General features: G+C 67.5%; 9 protein-coding genes and 2 pseudogenes. 7 read left to right on the plus strand and 4 right to left on the minus strand.

Translation table 11 applies throughout. The annotated features are described in order from the left end of the window. The 3 genes and pseudogenes from OHU35_RS02205 to OHU35_RS02215 all read left to right on the plus strand — a co-directional run bounded on the left by OHU35_RS02205 (position 1) and on the right by OHU35_RS02215 (position 3,956). Positions 1-966, plus strand: coding sequence for an amidohydrolase family protein (locus OHU35_RS02205; protein ID WP_189725283.1), 966 nt, complete (start codon positions 1-3; stop codon positions 964-966). A 429-nt stretch (positions 967-1,395) separates the two neighbouring features. Continuing rightward, the gene (locus OHU35_RS02210) at positions 1,396-2,382 is read left to right on the plus strand and encodes an aldo/keto reductase (protein WP_405504369.1); all 987 of its coding nucleotides are present in this window, start codon (positions 1,396-1,398) and stop codon (positions 2,380-2,382) included. Positions 2,383-3,142: 760 nt separating this feature from the next. Beyond that, a pseudogene (locus OHU35_RS02215) lies at positions 3,143-3,956 on the plus strand (IS5 family transposase). A 5-nt stretch (positions 3,957-3,961) separates the two neighbouring features. On the opposite strand, the gene OHU35_RS02220 reads toward OHU35_RS02215, so the two are convergent. Next, positions 3,962-4,342, minus strand: a complete 381-nt coding sequence (locus OHU35_RS02220; protein WP_359894605.1) for a helix-turn-helix domain-containing protein — start codon at positions 4,340-4,342, stop codon at positions 3,962-3,964. A 74-nt stretch (positions 4,343-4,416) separates the two neighbouring features. Here OHU35_RS02220 and OHU35_RS02225 point away from each other — a divergent pair, with 74 nt between their 5' ends. From OHU35_RS02225 to OHU35_RS02235, 3 genes and pseudogenes are all read left to right on the plus strand, one after another. After that, on the plus strand, positions 4,417-5,100 hold the full coding sequence (locus tag OHU35_RS02225; protein WP_359894606.1) for an NAD(P)-binding domain-containing protein: 684 nt from the start codon (positions 4,417-4,419) through the stop codon (positions 5,098-5,100). A gap of 9 nt (positions 5,101-5,109) precedes the next feature. Beyond that, positions 5,110-5,347: pseudogene (locus OHU35_RS02230) on the plus strand (DDE-type integrase/transposase/recombinase); the annotation flags it as partial. Between the two features lie 825 nt (positions 5,348-6,172). After that, entirely contained in the window at positions 6,173-7,069 is an 897-nt protein-coding gene (locus OHU35_RS02235; RefSeq protein ID WP_405504371.1) for an aminoglycoside phosphotransferase family protein, read from the plus strand. A gap of 183 nt (positions 7,070-7,252) precedes the next feature. Here OHU35_RS02235 and OHU35_RS02240 read toward each other — a convergent pair whose 3' ends face one another. Continuing rightward, positions 7,253-8,674: an MATE family efflux transporter gene (locus OHU35_RS02240; protein ID WP_189725278.1), complete on the minus strand. Its 1,422-nt coding sequence runs from the start codon at positions 8,672-8,674 to the stop codon at positions 7,253-7,255. Positions 8,675-8,801: 127 nt separating this feature from the next. Further along, positions 8,802-9,986 (minus strand): glycosyltransferase family 2 protein, encoded by a 1,185-nt coding sequence (locus OHU35_RS02245; RefSeq protein WP_189725277.1) that lies wholly within the window; start codon positions 9,984-9,986, stop codon positions 8,802-8,804. A 1,707-nt stretch (positions 9,987-11,693) separates the two neighbouring features. On the opposite strand from OHU35_RS02245, the gene OHU35_RS02250 reads away from it, so the two are divergent. After that, the gene (locus OHU35_RS02250; protein ID WP_405504374.1) at positions 11,694-12,926 is read left to right on the plus strand and encodes a helix-turn-helix domain-containing protein; all 1,233 of its coding nucleotides are present in this window, start codon (positions 11,694-11,696) and stop codon (positions 12,924-12,926) included. A 245-nt stretch (positions 12,927-13,171) separates the two neighbouring features. Here the strand turns inward: OHU35_RS02250 and OHU35_RS02255 are convergent, their stop codons facing one another. Further along, entirely contained in the window at positions 13,172-14,209 is a 1,038-nt protein-coding gene (locus OHU35_RS02255) for an alpha/beta hydrolase (RefSeq protein WP_189725275.1), read from the minus strand. Positions 14,210-14,258 lie beyond the last annotated feature (49 nt).

Consider the following 14,258-nt stretch of genomic DNA (forward strand, 5'->3'; position numbering starts at 1 on the left):
ATGTCCCCCGGCCTCATCGACGTCCACGCCCATCTGCTGCCCGACTTCTACGTCCGGCAGGCGACAGCGGCTGGCCACGCCCACCCCGACGGCATGGGTGACTGGCCGGAGTGGTCCGTGGAAGCCCACCTGGATCTGATGGACCGCAACGGCATCGAGACCGCGATGCTGTCCATGTCGTCTCCGGGCGTGCACTTCGGCGACGACAAGGCGGCCCGCCTCCTCGCCCGGCGCGTCAACGAGTACACCGCCGAGTTGCCCCGCAGCCATCCCGGCCGCTTCGGCACCTTCGCGTCGCTCCCCCTGCCGGACGTGGACGGAGCGCTGGAGGAGATCGGATTCGCCTTCGACGAACTCGACGCCGACGGTGTGGCCCTGCTGACACACACGCAGGGTGTGTACCTGGGCGACCAGCATCTCGACCCGGTCTTCTCGGAACTCGACCGCCGACGGGCCGTGGTCTTCCTTCACCCCACCTCACCGGTGTGCTGGGAACGGTCCGCACTCGGCAGGCCACGGCCGATGGTCGAGTACATCTTCGACACGGCCCGCACGGTCACGGACCTGGTGGTGGCGGGGGTCCTGACCCGTCACCCGAACCTGCGGGTGATCGTTCCGCATTGCGGTGGCGCGGTTCCCGTCCTGGCCGACCGCATCAACGAGTTCATGAGGCTGTTCCTGCCGACACAGGAGCAGCTCACGCCGGATGCGGTGCAGCAACTACAGGGCCTCTATTACGACATGGCGGGCACAGCCTTTCCGCGCCAGGTCCCCGCGCTTCTGAACCTCGTCGATCCGGACCGTGTGCTGTTCGGCAGCGACTACTGCTGGACGCCTCCCTCGCTCGCGGACGCCCACATTGCCTCGATGGACACGGCCGGGCCGCCGGTGGAAGGGGCCACGTGGCGTTCCCTGACGACGGTCAACGCGAGACGCCTGTTCCCGGAACTCGGGCCTGCGCGCTGAATGATCCGTACGAAGGAACGGTGAAGCCGTGATCGGACCGGTGTCGCCGCGGCGGGTGACCGGCGCCGGCCCGCGACCGGGTCGCGTCCCCCGGGTGGTGCAGGCGGTCAGCATTCGCGGGCTCGCAGGTCGCAGGTCGCAGCGTTGGTCAGCCTGGCACCCGGGCGCCGAGCGGCCGCCCCAACCACCCGACGATCAGGCGATGCCGCCTTGGCAGATCCGCGCGCGGAATCCGGGGCCAGCCGGGCAGGTCGGCGGCGCCGCCGTCCTCAGGTTTGTCCTTTGTCCGGTCATCGTCGCGACCGGTGACGCCGCGAGGCTCGGCCACACGCTCGACCCGGAATCGGGCACCGAGAACCACACCGGACGCTCCAACTGCCGTCTGTCGGCGGGCACTTGGCCGCCAGTGGCATCCAACAAGGAGGAAAAATGCACACACGAACGCTCGGGCGCGACCTTCGGGTCTCCGCCATCGGCCTCGGCGCCATGGGCATGTCCCAGAGCTACGGCCCGAACCCCGGTGATCGCTCAGACATGATCGCCGTGCTGCGTGGGGCCGTCGACCGCGGGGTCACGTTTTTCGACACCGCGGAGGTGTACGGCCCCTACGTCAACGAGAAGCTTGTCGGAGAGGCTCTCGCTCCGGTGCGTGACCAGGTGGTGATCGCCACCAAGTTCGGCTTCCGCATCGAGGACGGCGCACCCGCCGGTCTCAACAGCCGCCCGGAGCAGATCCGTGCCGTGGCCCACGCCTCCCTCGATCGGCTCGGGGTCGAGAGGCTCGACCTCTTCTACCAGCATCGCGTAGATCCTGAAGTACCGATCGAAGACGTCGCCGGCACGGTCGGCGATCTCGTGCGGGAGGGCAAGGTCCGCTGCTTCGGGCTTTCGGAACCCAGTGCGGAGACCATCCGCAGCGCTCACTCGGTCCACCCGGTGACGGCAGTACAGAGCGAGTACTCGTTGTGGACCCGGGATCCCGAGCCGGACGTTTTGCCGACGTGCGCGGCACTCGGCATCGGATTCGTGCCGTTCAGCCCGCTCGGCAAGGGGTTCCTGACCGGGACGGTGGATGCGTCGACGCCCTTCACGGACGGCGACGTCCGCACGACCATTCCTCGGTTCACCGCGGTGAACCGGGTGGCGAACCAGGCTCTCGTGGACCACGTCGCCACCCTCGCCCAGAGCAAGGGCGCCACGCCCGGGCAGGTCGCCCTCGCCTGGCTCCTCGCCCAGCACCCGTCGATCGTGCCGATCCCCGGCACACGGCGCCTTTCCCGCATCGAGGAGAACACCGGCGCCACCCGACTGCCGCTGTCCGCAGACGAACTGACCGATCTCAATGAACTCGCCAGCCGTATCGGTGTGACGGGAAACCGCTACAACGAGCACCACATGTCACTGCTCGACAAGTAGCTGACGAACGAAGCGCATGTGCACCTGTAGCGAGACGCACACCGATGAAGGTCGTGATCGGGCCCATCGCGGAGGAGGTGGTTTCCACCTCGCGGGCGCCGGCCGTTTCGGACGGCTCTGCGTCCCGTGGGGAGCCCACGCGGTGAGATGTGCCCATCAACACCCCTACTGGCGGTGGTGCTGGATCTCGTCCCCACGCGGGCTGGACGTCGGCACGTCAGTCGAGCCGTGCGATTTTGTGTCGCCAGGCCGTACGCCGAGGTCGTACCTGGCGCGACACGCTCGCCGCGATCTCCTCCCCGCGCTCCTTCGTATCTGCCAATGCCAGGAGCGCGGCTGCGCTGGCCCATTCGGCTCGTGCTCGCACGCGAGCAAGGCGGACGGCTGTGGCTCCTCGCAGACGCGTGCACAGCCTGCGCCGCCGCCACGTCCCAAGCGGCCGTCGTTCCCGACACATCTATCAACGTAGCGACAGCGCCGCCGGCACACGCGGATGAGAGGCCTCCTGGGCATCGGGTGCAGACACCGAGGAACGGGTCGTGCGCCTGCGCCGCGAGCATCGCAACGGACCGGTGCCTCTGGCCGCCCGATGCGGCAGTGCCGCCTCCACCGCTGACGGCATCCTGCGGCCGTCACCACGTGCCCGCTCTGGCCGCACCGATCGGGCCACCGGCGAGCCCGTACGCCGCTTAGAACCCCTAACGAAATGATCTTCGAGGAGGTTGGATCACTCCGGGACTGATGAACCGGGGGTGTGGGGGTGGCGCGGCCGAAGCCGTGGGAAGTCGACGACGCGCTATGGGCGGTGATCGAGCCGGTGCTGCCCAAGGTCGAGCGTCGGACCCGGCACCCGGGACGCAAGCGGCATCCAGACCGGCTGGTCTTCCAGGGAATCTTGTTTGTCCTGCATACCGGGATCTCCTGGGAGCATCTGCCGCAGGAACTTGGCTTCGGCTCGGGCATGACCTGCTGGCGCCGCCTGGCCGAGTGGTCCGAGGCCGAGGTGTGGCCCCGGCTGCACGAGTTCCTCCTCGCCAAGCTCCGCAGCGCGAACGCCCTGGACTTCTCCCGAGCGGCCGTCGACGGCTCCCACATCCGGGCGTTGAAGGGGGGGCCAAGACGGGCCGAAGCCCAGTTGACCGTGGCAGAACCGGCAGCAAGCACCACCTGATCACCGACGCCACCGGAATCCCGCTCGCCGCCACCCTGACCGGTGGCACCCGAACGATGTCACCCAGCTCATCCCGTTGCTCGAAGCGGTGCCGCCGGTGCGGAGCAAGTAAGGCCGGCCTCGGCGCAGGCCGGACGTGGTGTTGGGCGACCGCGGCTACGATCACGACAAGTACCGCCGCATGGTCAGGGATCTCGGTGTGAAGCCGCTGATCGCCCGCCGCGGCACCGAGCACGGCTCCGGTCTGGGCACTCAACGTTGGCTCGTGGAACGCGCGTTCGCCCACCTGCACTGGTTCCGCCGCCTGCGGATCCGCTGGGAGATCCGCGACGACATCCACGAAGCATTTCTCACCCTGGGGTGTGCACTCATCTGCTGGCGACGTCTGCGCTCACGCTGTTGACCCCTCTAACAAGTTGAACGAGCGGACTGCGGGTCGGGAGCGCATGCTGCTTCCTGGGCGGCCATAACCTCATCGCCGTACTCGAAGGCCCATGCGCCGACGGCGTCGATGGGCGCCAACAAGGTCCGTCCCAGAGCGGTGAGCTGGTACTCGACCCGTGATGATGCGTCGGGGTGTGCCTGCCGATCGACCAGTCCGTTGAACTGCAGCCGCCGCAGAGTCTCGGTGAGGACCTTGGAGCTGATGCCCCCGATCCGCTCCCGCAGTTCGACCGGGCGCCTGGGGCCGTCACGCAGCGCCCAGAGCACCACGGCGTTCCAGGTGTTGGAGAGCAGGTCGAAGGCGAGGCGGGCGCGGCAGTCGGCGAGGAAGGCGTCGGTCGTCACGTACCAAATGGTGCCCGAACCGCCTTCTAGCGTCGGTACGAACCGTCAAAGCAGGCACGGAGGGGGAACGCGTGATGAGAATCGGCGTACTGGGAACGGGCAACATGGCCGACGCGCTCGCCACCCACTGGGTGCGGGCCGGGCACCAGGTGACCATCGGAGGGCGGGACGCACACAAGGCGGAGCGGCTCGCGACGCGCATCGGAGGCAGCGTAGAGCCTGCCAGTCTGCGCGCGGCGGCCGAGTCCGGTCAGGTGGTACTGGCCGCGCTGCCCTTCCGTGCGGGAGCAGACGTGGCACGAGAACTGCACGCAGCCCTGGATGGAAGGGTGCTGCTCGACTGCTCCAACCCGGTCGGCCCGGGCTTCCGGCTGCTGACGGAAGGAGGCCCCTCAGCCGCGCAGCAACTTGCCGCGGCGGCACCGGGAGCCCACGTGGTCAAGGCTTTCAACCTCTGCCACGAGGACGTGTGGCGCATGTGGCCGCCCGTCTTCGACGGGCGACCGCTGGCCGTGCCCATCTGCGGGGACGACGAGACGGCCGTCGCGCGTGTACGCGAGTTGGTGCAGGACGTGGGCTGCAAACCCGTTGCTGGAGGCGGTCTCGAACGGGCAGGACTCCTGGAAGCAACCGCCGCGCTGTTCATCGCCCTGTGGGTCGGCGAAGGGGCGGATGCGCAAGCAATCGCACCTCCGCTGGCATACGCGGCCGGACCGAGCCACCAGGAAACGGAAGGCGGCACGAGGGCTTTCCGTTAGGGGTTCTTAGAGCGCTTCCGGCCCGGCGAACTGCTCCACATCGACGTGACCAAGCTCGGCCGTATCCCCGACGGCGGCGGCCTACCTGCACACCGCCCTGGACGACCACTCTCGCCTGGCCTGCACCGAAGACCCGCCCGACGAGAGGGCCGCCACCTGCGCGGCCTTCCTACGACGAGCAACGGCCTGGTTCGCCGCACACGGCATCACCGTCGAGCGGGTCCTGACCGACAACGCCCGGGCCCACACCAAGAACACCTGGCGCGGCACCTGCCGGGAGCTGTCGATCAGCGCACCAGCCCGGCGAGGCCGAAGAAGTCTGGCGCCGAGGCGAAGAACGAGAAACTGCGCCGCCAAGTGGAGCGTCTGGAGAGGGAACCGGCCCGGAACAAGGCCGCGTTGGAGGGCATGGGAAAGCTTCCGCGCTCTTGGAGAGATCTCCGAGAGCGCGGACTGACGCACGCCGCCGAACCTGTCACCGACGATGCCTTTGCCGGTGTCGAGGACTCACTGGACATCACCGCCGCGTGCCGGCTGACCGGACGGGCGCGGGCCACCCCCTACCGCAGGCTGCGGCCCTCACCGGCACCAAGGCCCAGGAAACCGCAGGTGCAGCATTGGGGTCCTCTGACGGCCGAAGCTCGCTGAGGCATGCGCCCGCCACCCCGAACACTTCGGCAGCCGCCCCCAACCACCCCATATACCTCAGACCGCCTGGATCAACGACCCGGCCAAGTGCCGCGAACCCGCACCACAACCTCATGGGGTCACGACCGTCTCACTGGACTTGAAATCTTCCGGCTCAACAACTGGCACCGACCGCGCTCCGCTGGGTGAACAGGGGACGGCCGCTCCCGACGTTGCCATTCATTGCCTTAGTTGGCAACATATGTGCCTGCTCTGTCATGGTGGGAGATCGAGCTGGGATGCCCGCACCGCCGGCCGCGGCGATGCGGCGGCCGCGTCTGCGACCTGGGCGACCGGAACGTTTCAGACACTTGGGCGGCCGGGAATCCCAGCTGATCCGGTCTGCTTTGGCGTTACGAATGCGACTAGTGGAAGGCCTGCGAGAATGACCATGCACGATGACCAGGTGGACGTGACCACCGAAATCGTTGCGACCTTGATCCAAGAGCAATTCCCTCAGTGGAGCGGCAAGGCGATCCAACTCATGGCATCGACCGGGACGGTCCACGCCATCTTCCGCATCGGGAACGACCTCTCCGCGCGTTTTCCACTGCGTCTGGTCGATGCCGCCGGGGCGCTGGCGGTTCTGGAGCAGGAAGCCCAGGCGAGCGCGGAGCTGGCACAGGTGTCTCGGTTCCCCGTCCCGGAACCCGTCGCCTTGGGAAAGCCTGGAGCCGGTTACCCCATGCCGTGGTCGGTCCAGACATGGCTGCCGGGAACGGTCGCCTTTGATGCCGACCCCAGTGGGTCGGACCCTTTTGCCGAGGACCTCGCGGCCTTCATCGCAGCCCTGCGAGGCGCCGAGACGCGAGGGCGGCTCTTCAGCGGCGAAAATCGTGGCGGCGTTCTCACCGACCACGACGATTGGATGGCAAAGTGCTTCGAGGAGAGTGAGGGGCTGCTCGACGTGCCCCGGCTGCGCGAGTTGTGGAGCCACTTTCGGGGGTTGCCACGTACGGGTGCCGACGTGATGAGCCATGGTGACTTGATTCCCGGCAATGTACTGGTCGCGGGAGACCGGCTCAGCGGCGTACTCGACACCGGCGGCTTCGGCCCGGCCGACCCCGCGCTGGATCTGGTCAGTGCCTGGCACCTGTTGGAGTCAGGCCCGCGGGAAGTGCTCCGGCGGACACTGGCCTGTGACGATTTGGAGTGGGAGCGCGGCAAGGCATGGGCGTTCGAACAGGCGATGGGTGTTGTCTGGTACTACGTCGAGAGCAATCCGACGATGAGCAGCATGGGGCTCCGGACCCTCAATCGCATTCTGGAGTCGATGGAGTGATGCGCCAACGGAAACAGCTCGGCTGCATGGCCCAGCCGGAAGCGGCACAGCCATACACCCCGGTATGAAGCCCCCACGCCTCGCTCGACGAAGGACGTAGAGGCACCCCCCGCTGACCCGGATGAGGAGTTCGGCCGCGCGGCGCCGAGCGTGCACGTAATCAGCGGGGACGAGTCCTCTTGTTCAGCTCGTTGCGGTTTCGACGAGCCTCTTAACCCACTTGCGGCGATAAACGCGATAGCCGCTGATGACGGCCTTCACTATTTCCTCGCTGTTGATGGCGACAAAGACAAGCGGGAACGGGAGATCCCATACGAGCGCAGCCATGAATGTCAGCGGAATGGCGATCAGCCACTGGCAGCCCAGATCCGCCCTCAAAATGTAGACCGTGTCTCCCCCGGCCCTCAGGAGACCGTTCTGAAGAGTCATGCATGTCATCCGGAAAATGAACACGAATGCCAAGACCGCGGCGGTGTCCCGCGCGACGCCGATCGTCTCGCCGTCGATTTCCCCGTAGATCTTCCCCACCCAGAAGCTGGTCAACAGCAGGAGCAGACTGCATACGGCCGCGACAGCCGTGCTCCAGATCAACAGGGCCTTGCTCATGCACCATGTGCGCTCTTCGTCGGCGCCTTCCCCGATTCTGTTCCCGATGAGCACCGCCGCCGCCGTGGCCACACCGTTCGCGAAGCACACGGCGGTGTCCTCGATCGGATTGATCATCGACAGAACCGCCAGCTCCTGTGTGCCGGCCCGACCGACGATGGCGCTGTAGCAGAAGATTCCGATCGCCCACGACATCGAACCCAGGGACACCGGAAGGCCGACACGCCAGATCTTCTGCAGGATTCCGTTGCCGACACCCTCGCGGAGGTCCCGGATGCGGAAGGCCATGGGATGGCGCCTTCCGTACAGATACACGATGAACAGAAGGAATTCCGCGTAGGTGCTGATGACGGTTGCCCAGGCCGCCCCGGCCAGTCGCAGTTCGGGCATTCCCCAGTTTCCGAAGACAAGACCGTATGCCAGAGCCACATGGAGGAACAGGCCGATCAAGGCGAGATTCATAGCCGTCTTCGCCTGCCCCAGGCTTCGCAGACTCGCGGCCAGCACCGATATCACGGCGAAGGGAATGATCATCGGAATCACAGTTCTGATGTATTCGGTACCCAGCGATATCACGCGGGAATTCTCCGTGCCCACCGCCATGATCTCCGTCGCCCAGACGAAGCAGGCGGTGCAGACGACCACAGCGATCGCGCCGGCGATCACAACGGTCAACGTCGTGGCCTGGCGGGCTTTCCGCGCACTGCCGCTGCCCCAGAACTGTGCGACGATGACCGCGCCGCCATTGGCCGTTCCCAGCATGGCCATGAGGACGATGAAGATGACGCGGGTGGAATAGCCGATGGCGGCTATCTCATCGGTACCCAGGTGCGATACGAAAAGCGCGTCAACGATTGTCCTGGACGAAGACATGAGGGACTGCAGCGTCACAGGAACCGCCGTGGCGCACACCAACGCTATGAACCTGCGGTCGAGCGCCAACCTGAAACTGCTGTGTACCGCCTCTCCCGCGCCGTCCACCGTCTGCGTCACGGTCATGCCGCCTCATCTTCCCGAGTGCGTTGTTGGAGTTCACGACTGTCAGCCCGCGCGGGCGGGCCGGGGATGACAGTCTCGTGCCCTCCCCGGCCTGCGACGGTCCGGCGCGGTCGCCGGTGGAGCGGTCTCAGCGCAGCGCTTCGGCTTCCGGAGCCACGACCTTCACAGCGACACGCTCGGCTTCCTGAAGGACGGTGTCGCGGAACTGCGTGCTCAGCTCGAGGACAGGGGCCAGAACGCGGCACTCGTCGATGCTCTGGTCGGTGTAGGGCAGGGCGAGCCCGGCCAGCGGGAGAACCTCGCGAGAGGTGTGCTCGTCGAACATCGTGCTGATCCAGGGGGCGGGAGTGTGCGACTCGGTGTCGATGGCGGCGCCCACCACGAGGACACTGCGGCCGTTGATCGTGCCACGCACGACACCCATCTGCTGCCCGTCTGCGGGCACGGCGGCGGCCACTTCACGCGCGGCGTCCGGATAGAGCCGGTCCGCATCGAGCTGGTCGTACGCGATGGCCATCTCCACGTCCAGGACCGGCCACTTGGAGAGGTAGAACCGCCAGTTGATGATCTCCGTCTCGGACTGGTCCACCTGGTTGCGTGGGTGCGGCAGGTGCACGCCGTAGACGCCTTCACCCAGCACGATGGGCGTGCCCGTGAGTGAGACCCGGCGAGCCCACTCCTGGTCCTCGGGCCCCCAGCCGCGGAAGCCCTCCTCGTAGGTGAGGCCGTGCTCCTTGACGATCGCCGCGGGGACGGCGACGAGGGCACCACAGGCGTAGACCCAGGGGAAACGAGCGAAAGCCGACGCGTACTCGGGAGTCCAGCGGTAGTCAAGCTGGACGTTGCCCTCCGTTTCCAGCTCCGCGAGCACCTCTCGGTAGTCGCTGAACGGGCGGACCTCGACGGCCTCCACGTCACGCCTGACGACGTCGTTGTAGCCGATCATCTGCCCCACCACGCAGATCTTCTGCCCGTGCTGGAAGTACCGGGTGTACAGGTTCTCCAGGAATCGCGAAGGCACGACCATGTCCGCGTCCAGAACGACGAGGACCTGCCCGGACACCTGCCGCAGCGCCAGGTTCCTGGCGTGGCAGAGATTCCAGTCGACGCCCGACATCACCGTGACGATGTTGAGCCGGTCCGAGAACTCCTCGCACACGGAGGCGAATTCCGGCGAGTTCTCCAGCGCACCGATGATGACTTCGAACTCCGAACGGTCCATGGTCTGTTCGGCGAGGGCGGCGAAGGCGAGCTTGATGTTGTCCAGGCGCTGCTTGTACGGAATCACGATGCTGAACTTCGGGGCACCCATACTTGCTCCTCCTGCGAAGTCGTCTGGCTTCCCGGTGCTCCGTCGAGGGGACCGGGAACCTTCAGACAAGAGTTTGGCGCAAGGTTGCCAATCTTGGCAAGAGCTTGGAAACTCGCTCGCGGCAGGAGGAAAGGAGCTCCCCGTGCACGGATGTCACCGCGCACGGGGAGCTCTGTCGTAGGGGAGTTGGACGAGGGCAATGGACAGGGCCGCCCCGACACCACACCCTCCGGGCGTCGGCGGGTGGCGGGCGGAGTGGTGCCGTCGAGCCGACGGATGACCGACCAGCCCCAGATCTCGGGCAGTCACGGAGCCCGGACGCGTCTGGTCGAGGATGATGTCGGCGTCGGCCCGGGCAGCCGGCATCGACCAGCCGTCCGGCACCACGTCCCACAGCCCGGTCGGCTCCGCCGTCTCGGCCGCCGCGCCCGCGATCCATGCCTCAAGCTCCGACTCACGGCCCGGGTCCAGGTGCTGCGTGAACGCTCCGGACCGGCCAGCAGATGCGAATCCGCCCGGTGGACGGCTGGGCCCGCGGCCATCGGCGTCGACGACGTGACGCCTCACCGGACAGCTGGTCGGTGTGCAAAATGCGTGCCGGCGTCGACGCTGTCCAAGTAGTGCAGCGGGTGGATCACCGCGTGGGCGCGATCGGCCTGTGGCCCGTTACCCCGTAGTCATGGCGCCAGGGCTTGCCCGGGGTGCCCGGCGAGGCGATCGACTGCGCGCAGCCCTTCGGCTAACCAGCGGTCGGCCTCGCCGGGCACCCCGACACCGGGTCGGTGGGAAGGAAGCACGGCAGGATCAGGTATCCGAGCCGGTCGAGCTACTCGGGGCTCGGACGCAGGGCCGGCTCGGTGGTGAGCGGTGCGAAGTCATGGCGAAGCGTCCATTCTCGCTCGGGTAGGGGGTGGGGTGAGGGGAGCCGGTGGACGGCGTCCGGGCGTGCCCCAGCGGAACGGGTGCGGAAGGGGGCACGAGGACCAGGTCGCTCGGCAGTACATGAGAAGCCGGCCGTCACGGGAACGGGACACCGAGGCAGCCGCAGGAGATGCGCAGAGGGCGCGGAAAGGACGGCCAAGCAAGGGCAAGGAGTGCCGAGCGGCCAATCAACTACTTGATTGTGCGCCAACCAGGGCTACGTGCCGCCCGGCGCCCTACGTGCCCGGTGAGGCAAAAGAGACGCCGCGGCCCACGTGCCGTGCCCACGGGCGAGGCGGCACGACCGCTCCAGCCCGTGCTACGGCCAGTCAATCCCGCCATCGGAAGCTAAGGCAACGATCGACGTCTGCTGCTTGGGCCAATCTATGCCCTGGTGCCAAGAGGCGATCGAGGTGCTCAGAGCCAGGACGGAGAGAGCTGCTGCGGATGCCGCACGAAAACGCCTGAACATGTTCGAATCCATTCAAGAAGCTGCAGGTGGGGGGGTCTTTCAAGGATCCAGCCCAGCGGGGCGACACCAACGTAGCCCGCCCAGGTCGCGCCTGGCAATACATTGCCATACTTTGGCAAGTAAGCGATTGCCATCGGCGAGGTAGCTAAAATTGGTTGACAATTGAAGCTGGCAAGTTACTTGCCTGATCAGTTGACGTTTCCCTACACTGAGACCAAGTAGCACCTTCAGCACATTGGCCGCTCACCGAGCGTCGCGGGGGAGGCTGAGCGGTGTACTGTGCCGCATCCGTGCATCTGAATAGTGAGACTTATATGCTTGATCAGCCAGCTTTCGGACGACGCCTCAAGGAACTGCGCCTCGAGCGCGATCTTTCGCAGGCCGCGCTGGCCGGCAAGGAGATTTCCACCGGGTACCTGTCCCGTCTTGAGTCGGGCGGGAGGCAACCCACGGAACGCGTGGTCAACTACCTCGTCCAGGTACTCGGGGTCGAGCGCTCGGCTTTTGACACACCGCCAAGTGGAGGCTCTCTGGCCCAGGCGCTCTCCCTCGCCATCTCCACGGAGAGCGACGAGAGCAGCGAGAACCTCATCGCCGTACTCGCCCAAGTGCGGGAGGAGAACCTGTTCCTGCGCTGGCAAGCCCTGTGGCACATCTCGCGATACCGGCAGCGTCGCGGCGAGCGGGCCGAGGAGCTGACGTGCCTGGAGGAACTGGTGCAAGTGGCCGACAAACTCGCCCTGCCCGAACTCCAGTGCAGAGCCCGCTTCCACCTCGCCCGTTCCCTGAGGTCGACGGGTGAGGTGTCGCGGGCGCTGGACCTCGCACTCCACGCCTACCAACTGGCCAAGGGTGCCGCACTCGCCGTCCCGGACACCGGGGGCGCGCTGCTGACGCTCGTCTCCGTGGAGGCCGAGGCGGGTCGGCTGCCCGATGCCCGGGCGCACGTCGACGAACTGGTCGACCTGGTGGCGGGACGGTTGGACACGCTGGCCACCGAGGCACTGTGGTCGGCCGCCACCGTGCGGTTCCGGCAGGGCGACCACGAGGGCGCCCGGAACTGCCTCGAGCGGGCCATGAAGGAACTGGACAGCGGCGTCGACCTGACGTTGTGGGCGCGGCTGCGGCTGGCCGCCGCGTCCCTGCACCTGCAGAGCACGCCGCCGCGGACCGAGCGCGGCCGGGAGTGTCTCCAGGAGGCGGCCGACGCCCTCGCACTCATCGGCACGGACGTGCTCCGCCAGGAGTTGCTCACCCTCCAGACCCACCTCGCCTTCCACGAGGGCCGGTACACGGACGCACGGCAGCTGTACGACGAGCTCAACCGTGACGAGCTGCTGGTGACCTACCGGGACCAGGTGCGGCTGCGCATCCTCGACAGCCGGCTGATGATCCTGGAGGGCCGCGAGCAAGAGGGCATCCGCCACCTGAAGGAACTCGGTGAGCAGGCCCAGCAGCAGTCCAACATCGACCTGGCCGCCGAGATCTGGCGGATCCTCGCCGAATGCCTGGAGGACGTGAGCCAGGTGCGCAGGACGGAGGCGTAAGGCGACAACAGCACACGCCTTGACGACCCGCCAGAAATTCGACGGGCCGTTTTGTTGTGGTTACCGGGATTGCCGGAACCGGGTCGGCGACCGGCCGTGGCCAGTCCGGCGCGGCCCAGTTCGCCGGCCTCGACGGGCCGCTCGGCGCGCTGACCCCAGCCGGGCGTGCGAGCGCCGCTCGATGTCGATGCCGGAGGGCAGTGGGTTCCCCCGCCGACCGGCAGCGAATGAGGTGGAAGCCGGAGTCAGCGGGTGTTCCGTCCCTGCGTCGTTGCCAGTATGCGTCGTAGCCAGGACACCCGGGCCCCGTGTGCCGCGCGGGAGATCGCGGCCTTCGGGACCCACTCGTCGAAGCTGTGGAAGGCACCGGACCAGACGTGAAGTTCGGCCTGTCCGCCCGCCCGCCAGATGCGGTCGGCGTATGCGACGCCCTCGTCCCGCAGCGCCTCCACCGAGCCGACCTCGATGAACGCCGGCGGCAGCCCGGACAGGGCCCGGGCCCGCGCCGGGGCCGCGTAGTACGAGACGTCCTCGGTGCCGCGCCGTGCGCCGAGCAGCGCGGTCCAGCCCACCCGGTTGGACGCGCCGTCCCAGAGCCCGACGTGTTCCATCTGTGTGTGCGAGAACGTCTCGCACCGGTCGTCCAGCATCGGGAACTGGAGCAACTGACCCCGCGGCCGGGGGCCTCGGCGGTCCCGGGCGAGCAGCGCGAGCCCTGCCGCGAGCGCGCCGCCGGCGCTGTTTCCGCTCAGGACGATCCGGTCCGGGTCCAGCCCGAGGTCCGTGGCGTTACGGGCGAGCCAGGTGAGGCCGGCGTAGCAGTCCTCCACCGGGTGGGGGTCGGGGTGTTCCGGGGCGAGCCGGTAGTCGACGGATACCACGGCCAGGTCCAGCTCCTGGGCCCGGTCCAGCTCACCGGCCAGCTCCGTACTGCGGTGGCTGCCGGCGACCATGCCGCCGCCGTGGGTGTGGTAGATCACCGGGTGCGGCCCCGGCGCGGCCGTCGGACGGCAGATGATCAGGGGCAGGTCGGGCGCGCCGGGCGGCCCGGGGACCGTACGCTCCTCGATCTCGAACCGTCCGCCGCGCCGGATGTCGGCATCGGTCAGTCGGCCGGCGGCCGACCTGCGCCGCCGGTCGGCGACGAGTTCGGGCGTCAACGGCATCGGCAGGTCGTCGAGGACGGCACGCAGAGGTGTCGCCAGCTCGGGATCGAAGGGCGGCGGACCGCCCACTCCTCCCTCTGCCACATCTGGGCGTGGATGTTCGGGAGTGATGGTCATGGTGCTCCTGAGGTACGCGGTGGAAGAGCGCTGAGGGGAGGGGGAACCG

The sequence above is a fragment of the Streptomyces purpurascens genome (genome assembly GCF_045040895.1).
GTDB lineage: Bacteria > Actinomycetota > Actinomycetes > Streptomycetales > Streptomycetaceae > Streptomyces > Streptomyces purpurascens.

What these genes read in the sequence shown, in the direction of transcription:
- OHU35_RS02205 (WP_189725283.1), top strand. Translation starts at nt 1, where the DNA reads ATGTCCCCCGGCCTCATCGACGTCCACGCCCATCTGCTGCCCGACTTC.
- OHU35_RS02210 (WP_405504369.1), top strand. Translation starts at nt 1,396, where the DNA reads ATGCACACACGAACGCTCGGGCGCGACCTTCGGGTCTCCGCCATCGGC.
- OHU35_RS02225 (WP_359894606.1), top strand. Translation starts at nt 4,417, where the DNA reads ATGAGAATCGGCGTACTGGGAACGGGCAACATGGCCGACGCGCTCGCC.
- OHU35_RS02235 (WP_405504371.1), top strand. Translation starts at nt 6,173, where the DNA reads ATGACCATGCACGATGACCAGGTGGACGTGACCACCGAAATCGTTGCG.
- OHU35_RS02240 (WP_189725278.1), bottom strand. Translation starts at nt 8,674, where the DNA reads ATGACCGTGACGCAGACGGTGGACGGCGCGGGAGAGGCGGTACACAGC.
- OHU35_RS02245 (WP_189725277.1), bottom strand. Translation starts at nt 9,986, where the DNA reads ATGGGTGCCCCGAAGTTCAGCATCGTGATTCCGTACAAGCAGCGCCTG.
- OHU35_RS02250 (WP_405504374.1), top strand. Translation starts at nt 11,694, where the DNA reads ATGCTTGATCAGCCAGCTTTCGGACGACGCCTCAAGGAACTGCGCCTC.
- OHU35_RS02255 (WP_189725275.1), bottom strand. Translation starts at nt 14,209, where the DNA reads ATGACCATCACTCCCGAACATCCACGCCCAGATGTGGCAGAGGGAGGA.